This window comes from Delftia sp. HK171 (assembly GCF_001886655.1).
GTDB classification, from domain to species: domain Bacteria; phylum Pseudomonadota; class Gammaproteobacteria; order Burkholderiales; family Burkholderiaceae_C; genus Comamonas; species Comamonas acidovorans.
In genome coordinates this window covers 797,605-810,451 of the sequence record NZ_CP018101.1, presented here as the reverse complement: position 1 = coordinate 810,451, position 12,847 = coordinate 797,605, and the positions used below count along the sequence as shown (strand labels likewise).

Below are 12,847 nucleotides of genomic sequence, written 5' to 3'. Positions count from 1 at the left end.
AATGCCCAACATCCATACACCCGACAGCAAAGTGACATTCAAGACATTTTGAAGAAAGGTAACTGCCATGAATGGCAGCCCCTCCCGTCTGGTGTTGGCGGGGTGGAACAGGTTTTGCACGAAAAGCCTGTGAATGGCTTGCCATGCCCTGCCCATTTCTTTTCAAGACCGAATGCGATCGCCTGCGGATTCTAGTATTTACCACAGCATCCGTTTTGAAAATGGATGCGCATGGAATCCACCATTCAATACAAGGATCAGGCATGAAATTCAATCGCATATTGGCGGCAGCATTGCCCGTCATTTCGCTGGCGGCCAGCGCCCAGTCATCCATCACCCTGTTCGGCATCGTAGACGTCAATGCGCGCTACGTGAGGAACAGCGACCTGCCTGGCAACCTGACCATGAACAACAGCGGCCTGGCCTCCGGGCGGCTGGGATTTCGCGGCGACGAGGATCTGGGCGGCGGACTGAGGGCCGGGTTCTGGCTGGAGTCGGACGTCAATGCCGACACGGGCACGTTCAGCTCCACGGGCAAGTTCTTCCAGCGCCGTTCCACCGTGAGCCTGTCGGGAGGTTTCGGCGAAGTGCGCCTGGGCCGCGACCTTTCGCCGGCTTCGGCACATACCTACAAATACGATCCGTTCGGCGTGATCGGACTGGCGGGTTCGGCCGTGACAAGCCGCATGCCGGACGGCTTCTCACCGTCCTACTACCGCCGGGACAACGCGATCCAGTACCTCTCGCCCAGCCTCTGGGGCCTGCGTGCGGAATTCATGTACGCCATGGACGAGAACCCATCGAGCAACGTGGGCCGCCACGTGGCAGGCCGGGTGCACTACGAAAACGGTCCATTGAGCCTGTCGCTGTCCTATGGCACGACCGACATCGGCGCCGCCGGCACCAAGTTCAAGCAGTATGGCGCGGGCGCCTCGTACGACTTCGGTTTCGCCAAGCTAATGGGCCACTTCCAGCGGGAGGACCTGCCTTTCGGCACCTACGGCAGCAGCACCCTGGGCTCCGAGGACCGCTGGCTGCTGGGCATGACGGTTCCCGTGGGCAGCGGCCATCTCCGCGCCTCCTATGTGCGTACCGATTCGCGCAAGGGTCCGGTGGCATTCAATGACAGCGATGCGAACAAATATGCCATTGGCTATGTGCATGATCTGTCGCGCCGCACGGCCTTGTATGGAACCGTGGCCCGCATATCCAACAAGGGCAATGCGAATTTCGCCCTGTCGGGCGGTGCACCCGGGCTTGCGCCCAAGGGCACGTCAACGGGTGCGGAAGTGGGCATACGCCACAGCTTCTGATGTCCTTTCCAGGATTATTCCCGCCAGCGATGCAAAACCACTGGCGGCAGGCCGGGCAATACCCTTTTACCGCATTCGCCAAACCATTGCCACGGCCTGCCATCCATGTTCCGTTTGAATTGAAAATCCCATTTCCGCCAAGGAGCATTTCATGAAAAATATCAATGCCCTGTATATCTCTGGCATTTTTCTTGCCTGCCCAATGGCCCATGCGGACACTTTTCCCAACGGTCAATCGCATTACGGCTCGCCCGCGCCTGCAGGCTCCTACCGTAGCGTCGATCTGTCTCAGAAGGCGCCCATCAACGTCACCTGCGGCGAAACCCTCAATTTCACCAGCAAGGGCAGGACATTCGCGTGGAAGGTCAGCTCCATCCAGCACAACCATGTGCCGGTGGCGCGCTTTGCGCCGCCCGGTTTCGACACGCAGGGCCGCAGCATCTTCGTCATGCCCGCAGAGCACGAGCGAGGCGGCTGAAGGGGCCGCGTCGCTGCGGCCTGCGCTGCGCAAAATCCAACTCAACGCAACTCGACGCAGCAACGAAAAGGGCCCGCAATTCGCGGGCCCTTTTTTGCTGGAGGCAGGCCGAAGCTCAGGCCGCCAGGGCGCCGCGCATGGCGTCGATCACGGCCTTGTAGTCAGGCTTGCCGAAGATGGCGCTGCCGGCCACGAAGGTGTCGGCACCGGCATCGGCCACGCGGCGGATGTTGGTTTCCTTGATGCCGCCGTCCACTTCCAGGCGGATGTCGCGGCCGCTGGCCTCGATGCGCTTGCGCGCGGCCTCGATCTTGCGCAGCGTGCTGTCGATGAAGCTCTGGCCGCCGAAGCCGGGGTTCACGCTCATCAGCAAGATGAGGTCGATGTCGTCGATGACCCAGTCCAGCACGTCCAGCGGGGCGGCGGGGTTGAACACCAGGCCGGGCTTGGCGCCCTGGGCGCGGATGTTCTGGATGCTGCGGTGCACGTGGGCCGTGGCATCGGGGTGGAAGCTGATGTAGTCGGCGCCGGCCTTGGCGAAGGCCGTGGCCAGTTCGTCCACGGGCGAGACCATCAGGTGCACGTCGATGGGCACGGGCTGGCCGTCGGGCGTCTTCGCATGGGGCTTCAGGGCCTCGCAGATCATGGGACCGAACGTGAGGTTGGGCACGTAGTGGTTGTCCATCACGTCGAAGTGGATCCAGTCGGCGCCGGAGGCGATCACATTCTTGACCTCGTCACCCAGACGGGCGAAGTCGGCAGACAGGATGGAGGGGGCGATGCGGTAGGTGGGGCTCATGGCCTGCGATTGTCGCAGCTAGCCCATGCCGGCACCAGCGACGGCACAAAGCCATGGGCGGCGGCGCGTGGGGACGTTCGCAAGCCGGTACATTGCGGGCAGTTACCATTGCCGCCATGCCCATGAACGAGTTCCAGGTCCAGGTCCGCCCCGCCTTTTTGCCAGAGCAATCCGCTCCAGCGGCGGGCGTATACGCCTTCTCCTACACGATCACCGTGACCAATACCGGCCAGGTGCCGGGCCAGTTGATCGCGCGCCACTGGATCATCACCAACGAACTGGGCCATGTCGAAGAGGTCAAGGGCCTGGGGGTGATCGGCCGCCAGCCGCTGCTGCAGCCCGGCGAGACCTTCGAGTACACCAGCGGCTGCCAGCTGCGCACGCCCAACGGCAGCATGCAGGGCAGCTATCTGTGCATCAGCCACGAGGGCGAAGTCTTCGAGTGCCCCATCCCGCGCTTTCATCTGCAGTCGGGCGCTGGCGGCGACAGCTTTCCAGACCCTGACAACCGCGTGCTGCACTGAGCGCGTTCCTCGGGGGAGGCGCTAGTCTTCCGCCCTGCCGCAAGACCCCTACATGAAGCGAATCACCCAAGACCTGCCCGGCCTTCTGGCCGCACTCGACCCCGAGGCCGACCTCGCGCACCGCCATATCTGGCTGATCCACCTGCTGGAGTGGGTGCGCGCGCCCAAGCCGTCGGTGGACGGCGCCGTGCAGCGTGTGCAGTTGCTGGTGGAGGCCGTGGAGGCCGACCCGGCCGTGCGCCAGCGCCTGCATGCCTGGTGGCTGCGCTTCATCGACACCGTGGACATCACGGCGCTGCTGGCCGATTTCGGCTTTGCGCCGCGCACCAACATGTTCAGCGAGCTGTCCGAGCGCGCACGCTACAAGCTGCTGCCCAGCACGCCCGAGACGGTGGATGCTTCCGAGCTGTTCATGCTGGCCATGCCCGACGAATTCGACGCGCGCTGGCTGCACGCGCTGGAGGCGCCGCTGCTCGAACGCATCGCACTGCTGCTGACCGATGGCAGCGAGGGCCAGGGCAGCAGCTTCTGGCAGAACAGCCTGCTGGGCTCCATCACCTATTGCACGGGGCAGATCCTGTCCACGGGCTTCTCGCCCGAACTGCGCCTGCGCATGGACGAGCAGGCACGCGACGACCAGCCCTTCCACGCCCTGATCCACGACGCCGAAAGCCTGCGCGTGGAGGTGATGCACGCGCTGCGCACCAATGACCGGCGCGATGCGGCCGAGGCCCGGCTGCGCGAGCGCCTGGATGCCTGCCGTGCGGCCGTGACATCGGTCTACACACATTTCGAGTCCGAAGGGATTTCGGTGGGCCTGGTGTTCCGCCTGCGCCAGCTGCGCGCGCGCATCCTGCGCGTCAGGCGGCTGCTGGACTGCCTTGTGGCCGACAACCGCGCCACCGAGACGGCCGACCTGCTGGCCAACCTGGTGTCCGTGGGCATCGAGCGGCGCAGCCTGCGCGCGCTGCTGTCCACCAACACCTCGCTGCTGGCGGCCAAGGTGGCCGAGCGCAGCGCCGAGACGGGCGAGCACTACATCACGCGCACCGGCCGCGAATACCTGTCCATGGCAACCAAGGCCGCCGGCGGCGGCTTCGTGATGGCCTTCACCACGCTGCTGAAGTTCGCGCTATACGCGCTGGGGCTGTCGGCGTTCTGGGGCGGGCTGGCGGCGGGCATCAACTACTCCATCAGCTTTGTGCTGATCCAGCTGCTGCACTTCACGGTGGCGACCAAGCAGCCGGCCATGACGGCACCGGCCATGGCCGCCAAGCTCAAGGACCTGCGCGCCAGCGAGGCCATCGAGGAGTTCGTGGACGAGGTCGCCCACCTGGTGCGCTCGCAGGTGGCGGCGGTGCTGGGCAACGTGCTGGTGGTGCTGCCCATGGTGCTGCTGCTGTCGCTGGGCTATGCCCAGCTGTTCGGCCACACGCCCATCGACGGGCCGCATGCGATTGCCGTGCTCGACTCGCTGAGCCTGCTGGGCATGTCGCCGCTGTTCGCGGCCTTCACGGGCGTGCTGCTGTTCGCCAGCAGCCTGATCGCGGGCTGGGCGGAGAACTGGTTCGTGCTGCGCCGGCTGGACTCGGTGATCCGCTACAACCCCGGCATCACGCGCTGGCTGGGTGCCAAGCGCGCCGACCGCTGGGCGCATTTCTGGCGCAAGAACATTTCGGGCTTTGCCGCCAACGTCTCGCTGGGCATGATGCTGGGCCTGGTTCCCGCATTCGCTGCCTTCTTCGGCCTGGGGCTGGAGGTGCGCCACGTCACGCTGTCGGCAGGCCAGATCGGTGCCGCCATGGCGGCCCTGGGCTGGCAGGTGCTGCACTCCGACATGTTCTGGTGGGCGGTTGCCCTACTGCCGGTCAATGGCGCGTTGAATGTCACTGTCAGCTTTTATCTGGCATTCCGCGTTGCGATGAGGGCACACAATGTCAGCGGAGTCGACCGCTCGCGCATCTATTCGGCCATCCGCCGCCGTCTGCGCACAGCGCCGCTGAGTTTCTTCCGCCCCTGAGCCTGCGGGACCTCGGGAACCACGCGGAACCCACGTGCTGGCGTGCCCGCCCGGCCTTGCAGCCCGGCAGTCACGCCAGTGGATCGCCAACGAAGTGTCCCCGTGCCAAGCGCACGGGACGCGGGCTTGCCCGCGCCGCAGGGAAGGCCCTGCGGAGCTTCGCTTGCGGGCCACTGGCTCGCGCAAAGGACCTCGCTTATGAATGACATGCTGAGCTTCTGGGAACCGTGGCTGCGGCCATCGGCCGGGTTGGCCACGGTGCAATGGTCCCTGCTGCTGGCCGTGGCCACCATGGTGGGTTACGCCTGCCAGCGCCATGCGGCCCTGCCCAAGGTGGTCGGCTATTCGCTGGTCGGCGGCATTGCCGGGCTGATCGGCTTTGGCGCCAATACCGCCTGGCCGCTGCAGGGCACGGGATTGTTCCTGCTGGAGCTGGGCGTGGCCATCGTGCTGTTCGAATGCGGCGGGCGCATCACGCTGCGCTGGTTCCGCCACAACCCCATGGTGCTGGTGCAAAGCGTGGCCGAATCCGCGTTGACCTATGTGCTGGTCTCCCTGGTGCTGGGCTGGCTGGGCGTGGCCCCCGAAGTGGCCGGGCCGCTGGCCCTGGTGGCCATGGCGGCCTCGCCCCTGGTGCTGACGCGCGTGGTGGCCGACATGCGTGCCGCAGGCGCCGTGACCGATCGCGGCCTGGTGCTGGCCACCCTGTCCACGCTGTATGCGCTGGCCCTGGGCAGCGCCAAGGCGGGCATGCTGACGCAGCCCAAGGCGGGCTTCGTGGCCTCGATCATGCCGGTGCTGGTGGTGCTGGGCGTCTCGGTGGCCGTGGCCCTGGTGCTGGCCGTGCTGATGCGCCTGGCGCTGCGCTTCATGAGCCCGGCCAGCGAGAACACCTCCATCCTCTTTCTCACCCTGATCTCGGCCAGCGTGCCCGTGGCCTCGTACCTGGGCGGCTCGGCGCCGCTGGCGGCGCTGCTGGGCGGCATCCTGCTCAAGCAGTTCAACCCGCGCCCCTGGGCCTGGCCCCGCCAGCTGGGCACGGCGGCCTCGCTGCTGACCATGCTGATGTTCGTGCTGGTCTCCACCGTGGCCGCACAGGCCGACTGGAGCGCGCCGGTGGCCGGCGTGGTGGGCGCCGTGATCCTGGCACGCCTGGTCGCCAAGACCATGGGTGTGGCCGTGGGCAATGTGGGCACGGGCGCCAACTGGCGCCAGGCCTTCTGGGTGGGCTGCGCGATGGCGCCCATGTCGTCGGTGGCGCTTTTGATCGCCTCGCAGTTCGTGGCCGCCGCGCCCGAGCTGGGCGCGCAGATCGCAGGCGTGGCCCTGCCCACCATTTTGGTGATGGAGGTGCTGGGCGCCGCCCTGGCCACCGTGGCCATCTACCGCTCCGGCGAAAGCTCCCGTCCCTGGAAGCCGCTGAGCCGCACGAATACCGCAGGAGATGAACGTGAGTCTTGAAGCCTTCAACTCGTCCGAACCGCTGACCCTGGGCGTGGAGCTGGAACTGCAGCTGGTCAACACCCACGACTACGACCTGGCTCCCTACGCCGAGGACATGCTGCGCCTCATGCTCAAGAACCCGCTGCCCGGCAGCGTGGTGCCCGAGATGACGAACAGCATGATCGAGATCTCCACCAGCGTCTGCCATTCGGCCTCGGAGGTGCTGGGCCAGCTCAGCCAGATCCGCGATGCGCTGGTCAAAAGCGCCGACAAGCTCAACATCGCCGTGGTGGGTGGCGGCACCCACCCCTTCCAGCAGTGGCATGAGCGGCGCATCTACGACAAGCCGCGCTTCCAGGAGCTTTCGCAGCTGTACGGCTACCTGTCCAAGCAGTTCACCATCTTCGGCCAGCACGTGCACATCGGCTGCCCCGACGCCGACGCGGCCCTGCTGATGCTGCACCGCATGTCGCGCTACATCCCGCACTTCATTGCGCTGTCGGCCTCCAGCCCCTATGTTCAGGGCCATGACACGGCCTTCGACTCGGCGCGGCTGAACTCGGTGTTCGCCTTTCCGCTGTCGGGCCGCGCGCCCTGCGTGCTGCACTGGAGCGAGTTCGAGCAGTACTTCGACAAGATGACGCGCACGGGCGTGGTCAAGAGCATGAAGGACTTCTACTGGGACATCCGGCCCAAGCCCGAGTTCGGCACCATCGAGATCCGCGTGTTCGACACGCCGCTGACCATCGAGCGCGCAGCCGCCCTGTCCGGCTACGTGCAGGCGCTGGCTGCCTGGTTCATGGACACCCAGCCCTTCACGCCCGTGGAAGACGACTACCTGGTCTACACCTACAACCGCTTCCAGGCCTGCCGCTTCGGCCTGGAGGCCGTGTACGTGGACCCGGCCACGGGCGAGCACATGCCGCTGGCCGACCACATCCTCAAGACCATGGATGCCGTGGCCGACTACGCGGCCCGCCATGGCGCTGCGCCCGCCCTGCATCTGCTGCGCAGCGACGTGGCCGCCGGCAGCAACGATGCCCGCTGGCTGCGCGAACGCCAGCGCAGCGAGCAGCTGCTGGCCGAGGTCTCGCGCCAGGCGGCCATGCGCTTTCGCGGCCAGGCCGTCTGAGGCCTGCGTTCAGCGCAGGCTCAAGGCAGTACCGCCGCCGCACGCGCGGCGGTGATCTGCGCGTCGGCGTCGCGCTGCAGCAGCAGGCGCTGGCGCACCAGGTCCTGGGCCGCGGCCGTGACGGCGCTCACGTAGCCGGCCTGGTCGACATACAGCTCCTCCAGTGAAGGCCGCCCGTCACCGGCCGCCAGCCGCGCCGCGCGCGTCTTGTGGAAGGGGATGAAGCTGCCCGTGAGGTTGGACAGGTCCACGATGCCCGGCGTGGCCACGTAGTTGAACTCCATGCTGGTGCCCAGCGGCGCCCGCGCCTCCACGCTGCGGATGCCTGCGCGCGTGAGGCCGGTGGCCGCATCGACCTGGGGCACGAGGATGGCGTAGTCCTTGCCCGTGGCGCGCGGCGGCTGCAGCGTGGCGATGCCGCTTTCGTCCTGCGGCACGTACTGCGGGCCGAAGTCGAGCAGCGCAAAGCCGTTGTGGCGCGCCAGGTAGCGGAACTCGGGGATGGCGGTCTGCACGCCGCCCACGCTCCAGCTCAGGCCCTTCATGGCGGGAAAGACCAGCTTGTCGGGCCGCACCAGGGTGCCGTCGGCCAGCCTGGGCACCTGGCTGGCTGGCGGCTCGGTGCCGCGCACCACCCAGTCCTCCAGCGCGATGAACAGCGCGCGGAACGTGTCGTTGAAGTGCACCACGGTGCCGGCCGGATAGACATTGCGCGTGGGCGCATAGCCGATGCTGGCCGTGCCGCCTGCGCCGCCGTGCTGGGTGCTGGCGTAGTAGTAGATGCGCGCATTGGCGGGCTGGGCGATGTCGCGCAGGCCATTGGCATCGGTCAGCACGGGCGAGCCCTGCAGCTGCCAGAACTCCGTGCCCGACAGGCCCAGGAAGAACTTGGGGCAGGTGTTGCTGGCTTCGCAGCGCTTCATCACGCCGCCCTGGCGGCCGCTGACCTCGTCGCTGTAGTCCTTGTCCAGGCCGCGCGGCGCGGTCTGTCCGAAGGCCGTGTGGTCGGTGCGCAGGCCGCCCCCGCCGCCGGGCACGGCGAAGCGCGTGTTGATGTTGGTCTGGCGCGCGGCCACATGGGCATACATGCCGTCGAAGACCTTGCCGCCATCGAGCGCCTGGTTGAAGCCCAGGTGCAGGAAAGTCTTCATGGCATTGCCCGACTGCGAGGTGCCCTGGCCGATGGTGTGCGTGATGCGCCCGGCCAGCGGGTTGGCCTTGCCGTCGGCGTCGGCCGCCTTGGCGCGGAAGAAGCTCACCGTATCGCGCAGCGCCGCCAGGCCCACGCCCATGACCTTGGGGTCCTTGGCCACGTAGACCAGCTCGTAGAGGTACTGCGGATCGAACCCGCCCTTCAGGCAGACATTGGTGGCGCTGGGTGTGCCGGGGAAGGGATTGGCGGCGGCATCGCAGCTGGCGAACTTCCAGTCGCCCGCAGGCACGGTCTGGCGCGCATCGGTTTCGTTGATGCGGCGCGTGAGCGAGTAGCCGGCCTGCGTGTTGTCCAGGCTGGCGGGCTCGTAGGGGATCATGGTCCCGTTGAACACGCCGCCGGGCAGGGTCATGGAGGGCACGGCGGCGGCCGGGACCAGCTCGGTGCGGTAGCTGCCCGTGATGCTGCTGCCGTCCTTGTTGCGGGCCACGGGCACGGTGACCGTCAGGCGCGCGGGCGTGGACTTGGGCACGTCGCCCTGCCAGGCCGAGTACAGCAGCACATAGCCGCGCTCCAGGTAGACCGCATCGCCGGGCGTGGCCGTGGGGTTTGGCATGGTCAGGATGTTGCCGCGATTGGGCGCGTCATAGCGCAGCACGCCGCTGGCCTTGGACATGTCCTTGGGCTTGAGCATGACGAAGTCGGTGCTGTACTCGACCATGCCGCGCGCATTGACGGGCGCCAGCGCCAGGTCCTGGATCACGGCGTTCTTCGGGTCGGACGGGTCCAGCTCGCCGCGCAGCACGCCGGTCACTTTCTCATAGGCGCCGACACTGCCGTAGCTGCCGGCAAAGTCCTCGGTGGCGCTGATGCTCAACTGCATGCGAGGCGCCTGCGAGCCGGCGGGCGAGTCACTGCCGCCGCAGGCGGTCAGCAGGCCGGATGCGGCCAGGGCAAGGGCCAGTGGATGGGTGGATCTGATGTGCATGTTGTCTCCTTGGGGTCATGGCACAGGCAAGGCTCCGCCCTGGCCGCCGTGCATTGCGGCGGCCTAGGACGGTTCGGAAAGAAAGGGAACGGGAGAGCGGGGAGCGGCCTACTCGGGCTGGATGCCGGCGGCCTTGATCACCTGGCCCCACTTCTGGGTCTCGCCCGCCTGGAAGGCGGCCAGCTCCTGGGGCGTTGCGGTCCAGCCCTCGGAGCCGGACATCTCGAAGAAGGACTTGGCGCCCGCGCTGTGCACGGCGTCGGACAGCAGGCGGTTGAGACGGGCCACTACGGCCTCGGGCGTGCCAGCGGGCGCGTAGGCCGCGAACCAGTAGCCCATGTCGTAGCCCTTGACGCCGGCTTCCTCCAGCGTGGGCACCTCGGGCAGCTGCGGGCTGCGTTTGGTGGTGGAGTAGCCCAGGGCGCGCAGCTTGCCCGACTTGACCTGGGGCACGCCGGTGGAGGTGTCGGTGATCATCAGGTCGATCTGGCCGCCCAGCAGGTCGGTGATGGCCAGCGGATTGCTCTTGTAGGGCACGTGCATCAGGTCCACGCCGGCCAGCTGCTTGAGCATTTCACCGGCCACGCGGCTGGAGGAACTGCCGCTGCCGAACGACAGCTTGCCCGGCTGCTTCTTCGCCGCCGCCAGCAGGTCGCCCACGTTCTTGTACGGCGCATCGGCGCGCACCACCAGCACCTGGCCGCCCTTGCCCAGCCCGGCCACGGGCGCGAAGTCCTTGACCGCGTCATAGGGCAGCTTCTTGTACAGATGCTGGTTGGCCGCATGCGTGGTGTTGGTGGTGATCAGCACCGTGTAGCCATCGGCCGCCGAGCGCGCCACCTGCTGGGCCGCGATCATGCCGCTGGCGCCGCCCTTGTTCTCGACCACCACGGCCTGCTTGGTCGCCGTGGTCACGGCCTGGCCCAGCGCCCGTGCCAGCTGGTCGGTGGCGCTGCCGGCCGCAAACGGCACGACGAAGGTGATGGGCTTGGACGGATAGTCCTGCGCCAGCGCCGGTGCGGCGGCGGCTGCCAGCGCGCAGGCGGCCAGCGCGAGCACATGGCGGCGGGGAAGGTTCTGCGAAAAGTTCATGTCTGTCTCCTTTGTTGTGATGAATGTGTGACGGGCAGGTCCTGCCGGCTACTCCGGCGCCAGGTGGGGCAGCAGCGAGGCCGGTATGTGGACCTGCATCTGCAGCAGCCAGTACGACAGCGCCTTGCCGTGGCTGTCGAGGTTGAGCGCGTCGTTGACGCCGCCGTCCAGCACCGCGTCCAGCACCCAGTTCATGGCCTGCAGGCGCTGCAGCACGAAGCGCTGCACGCGCGCAGGGCGCCGGGCGGCGAAGTGCGCGGCCACGCGCTCTTCGGTGATCTGCTCCACCAGCACGGGCCAGCAGGCGGCATTCCAGGCGATGAGGCTGATGTTGGAGCGGTTGCCCTTGTCCCCCGTGCGCCCGTGCGCCAGGCGGTACAACGGCACGGTGACGGGCATCGTGGTCTGCAGTGTGTTCATGCGGCGTGCTCCCCGGCCTCTTTCTCGACCCCTTTATCGACCCCTTTGTCGATCTCTCCCTCGGCCCACTTCCATCCGGTGGCGACGCTCTGCTGCGCCAGCAGGCAGGACACCGTGCCCAGCCGCGCGCGCAGCGCCGTGCGCACGCCGCCGCCGCCGGCCGGCCCGCAGGTGTACAGCGCATTGACCTCGCGCGGCAGGCGCCGCGCCTCGGTTTGCGTGGGGCGCAGCCAGGCGGCGCGCAGGCGCACGTCCTGGGGGCGGCTGCGCTGGCCGGCTGCGCGTCGCGCCAGCGGCCGGCGTCGTCGCCCAGCACGCTGGCCACGCCGATCCAGTCCAGGCGCAGGTCGCCTGCGGCCTCGCCGCCCAGGCGCTCGCGCAGCACCTCGCCGGCCAGCCGGGCGCGCTCCAGGGCGCGTGGGCCGGCATAGGAGATCTCGCCCTCGGCCAGCCAGCCCGAGGCATGGCAGACATTGACCTTGTAGTGGCCGTTGTGCGCATGGCCGCGCACGCCGCTCAGGCGCACGGCGTCAGGCCCCACCTGGTGCACCTCGGCCTCGGACAGGTCGGCCACCACGTCGGGCGTCAGGTAGGCGGCCGGGTCGTGCACCTCGTACAGCAGTTGTTCCTTGACCGTGCGTTCGCTGACCAGGCCGCCCGTGCCTTCGGGCTTGGTGATGGTGCAGTCGCCCGAGGGCTCGATGATGGCGATGGGATAGCCCAGCCGCGCCAGGCCCTGCACGTCCTTGAAGCCCGGGTCGGCGAAGTAGCCGCCCGTGACCTGGGCGCCGCATTCCAGCAGGTGGCCGGCCATGGTGGCGCGCGCCAGGCGGTCCCAGTCGCCCCAGGCCCAGCCGAAATGCGCCATGGCCGGCCCCAGGGTCAGCGAGGGGTCGGACACACGGCCGGCCACCACGATCTCGGCGCCGGCCTGCAGGGCCTCGGCAATCGCGCGCGCGCCGATGTAGGCGTTGGCACTGACCAGCGAATCCTCGGGAAACTCCGCGCCCAGCGCGGCCCGCAGCGCCCCGCGGTACGCCGGGCCGCTGACGTCGTCGCCATGCACGACGGCGATGCGCGGCACGCGCAGGCCCAGGCGCTGCGCCAGCCGCTGGATGCAGCGCGCCGCGCCTTCGGGATTCGCCGCACCGAAGTTGCTGACGATGCGTATGCCATGCGCCAGGCAGTCGGCCAGCACGGGCTCCAGCAGGTCCTCCAGCAGGGGCTCGTAGCCCGCGTCGGGCTGCTCGCGGCGCGCGAGCTGGGCCAGGGCCAGCGTGCGCTCGGCCAGGGTCTCGAAGATCAGGCAGGCGCTCTGGCCGCTGGCCGCCAGGGCGCGCACCACGGGCGCGGCGGCATCGGTGCGGTCGCCCGAGAAGCCGGCTGCGCAGCCCACCCACAGCGGGGGCTTGTCCGGGGCAAAGGAGTTTTCCAGGTGGTCCATGCAGGCCAATGTAGGCAAGGGCTGCTAATCTGTGAAATCGA

General features: G+C 67.9%; 10 protein-coding genes and 1 pseudogene. 6 read left to right on the top strand and 5 right to left on the bottom strand.

Translation table 11 applies throughout. From position 1 onward, the window contains the following. The first annotated feature begins 263 nt into the window (after positions 1-263). Together BO996_RS03705 and BO996_RS03700 are read left to right on the top strand one after the other, a co-directional pair. Positions 264-1,313 (top strand): porin, encoded by a 1,050-nt coding sequence (locus BO996_RS03705; protein ID WP_071954029.1) that lies wholly within the window; start codon positions 264-266, stop codon positions 1,311-1,313. A 151-nt stretch (positions 1,314-1,464) separates the two neighbouring features. Continuing rightward, a complete protein-coding gene (locus BO996_RS03700; RefSeq protein ID WP_071954028.1) occupies positions 1,465-1,791 on the top strand; it encodes a CzcE family metal-binding protein in 327 nt (108 codons plus the stop codon). 115 nt (positions 1,792-1,906) lie between these two features. Here BO996_RS03700 and rpe read toward each other — a convergent pair whose 3' ends face one another. Then, positions 1,907-2,590, bottom strand: coding sequence for a ribulose-phosphate 3-epimerase (gene rpe / locus BO996_RS03695; RefSeq protein ID WP_012202654.1), 684 nt, complete (start codon positions 2,588-2,590; stop codon positions 1,907-1,909). A 116-nt stretch (positions 2,591-2,706) separates the two neighbouring features. Between rpe and apaG the strand changes: the two genes are divergently transcribed. The 4 genes from apaG (at position 2,707) to BO996_RS03675 (ending at position 7,709) form a co-directional block, all read left to right on the top strand. Further along, positions 2,707-3,114, top strand: a complete 408-nt coding sequence (apaG, locus tag BO996_RS03690; protein WP_034367895.1) for a Co2+/Mg2+ efflux protein ApaG — start codon at positions 2,707-2,709, stop codon at positions 3,112-3,114. Positions 3,115-3,166: 52 nt separating this feature from the next. Beyond that, positions 3,167-5,134 (top strand): site-specific recombinase, encoded by a 1,968-nt coding sequence (locus BO996_RS03685; RefSeq protein ID WP_012202652.1) that lies wholly within the window; start codon positions 3,167-3,169, stop codon positions 5,132-5,134. A gap of 198 nt (positions 5,135-5,332) precedes the next feature. Beyond that, positions 5,333-6,595, top strand: coding sequence for a cation:proton antiporter (locus tag BO996_RS03680; protein ID WP_043820084.1), 1,263 nt, complete (start codon positions 5,333-5,335; stop codon positions 6,593-6,595). Continuing rightward, positions 6,585-7,709, top strand: a complete 1,125-nt coding sequence (locus BO996_RS03675; RefSeq protein WP_013804717.1) for a YbdK family carboxylate-amine ligase — start codon at positions 6,585-6,587, stop codon at positions 7,707-7,709. The genes BO996_RS03680 and BO996_RS03675 overlap by 11 nt, the downstream gene beginning before the upstream one ends. A gap of 20 nt (positions 7,710-7,729) precedes the next feature. On the opposite strand, the gene BO996_RS03670 is transcribed toward BO996_RS03675, so the two are convergent. From BO996_RS03670 to BO996_RS03655, 4 genes and pseudogenes are all read right to left on the bottom strand, one after another. Then, complete coding sequence (locus BO996_RS03670) at positions 7,730-9,850, bottom strand: alpha/beta hydrolase domain-containing protein (RefSeq protein ID WP_071954027.1); 2,121 nt, start codon at positions 9,848-9,850, stop codon at positions 7,730-7,732. 108 nt (positions 9,851-9,958) lie between these two features. Further along, positions 9,959-10,942: a Bug family tripartite tricarboxylate transporter substrate binding protein gene (locus tag BO996_RS03665; protein ID WP_071954026.1), complete on the bottom strand. Its 984-nt coding sequence runs from the start codon at positions 10,940-10,942 to the stop codon at positions 9,959-9,961. Between the two features lie 48 nt (positions 10,943-10,990). Next, the gene (locus BO996_RS03660; RefSeq protein WP_016450609.1) at positions 10,991-11,362 is read right to left on the bottom strand and encodes an AtuA-related protein; all 372 of its coding nucleotides are present in this window, start codon (positions 11,360-11,362) and stop codon (positions 10,991-10,993) included. Further along, positions 11,359-12,806: pseudogene (locus BO996_RS03655) on the bottom strand (acyclic terpene utilization AtuA family protein). Before BO996_RS03655 ends, BO996_RS03660 begins: the two are co-directional and overlap by 4 nt. Positions 12,807-12,847 lie beyond the last annotated feature (41 nt).

What these genes read in the sequence shown, in the direction of transcription:
- BO996_RS03700 (WP_071954028.1), top strand. Translation starts at nt 1,465, where the DNA reads ATGAAAAATATCAATGCCCTGTATATCTCTGGCATTTTTCTTGCCTGC.
- BO996_RS03670 (WP_071954027.1), bottom strand. Translation starts at nt 9,850, where the DNA reads ATGCACATCAGATCCACCCATCCACTGGCCCTTGCCCTGGCCGCATCC.
- BO996_RS03685 (WP_012202652.1), top strand. Translation starts at nt 3,167, where the DNA reads ATGAAGCGAATCACCCAAGACCTGCCCGGCCTTCTGGCCGCACTCGAC.
- rpe (WP_012202654.1), bottom strand. Translation starts at nt 2,590, where the DNA reads ATGAGCCCCACCTACCGCATCGCCCCCTCCATCCTGTCTGCCGACTTC.
- BO996_RS03680 (WP_043820084.1), top strand. Translation starts at nt 5,333, where the DNA reads ATGAATGACATGCTGAGCTTCTGGGAACCGTGGCTGCGGCCATCGGCC.
- BO996_RS03665 (WP_071954026.1), bottom strand. Translation starts at nt 10,942, where the DNA reads ATGAACTTTTCGCAGAACCTTCCCCGCCGCCATGTGCTCGCGCTGGCC.
- apaG (WP_034367895.1), top strand. Translation starts at nt 2,707, where the DNA reads ATGCCCATGAACGAGTTCCAGGTCCAGGTCCGCCCCGCCTTTTTGCCA.
- BO996_RS03705 (WP_071954029.1), top strand. Translation starts at nt 264, where the DNA reads ATGAAATTCAATCGCATATTGGCGGCAGCATTGCCCGTCATTTCGCTG.
- BO996_RS03660 (WP_016450609.1), bottom strand. Translation starts at nt 11,362, where the DNA reads ATGAACACACTGCAGACCACGATGCCCGTCACCGTGCCGTTGTACCGC.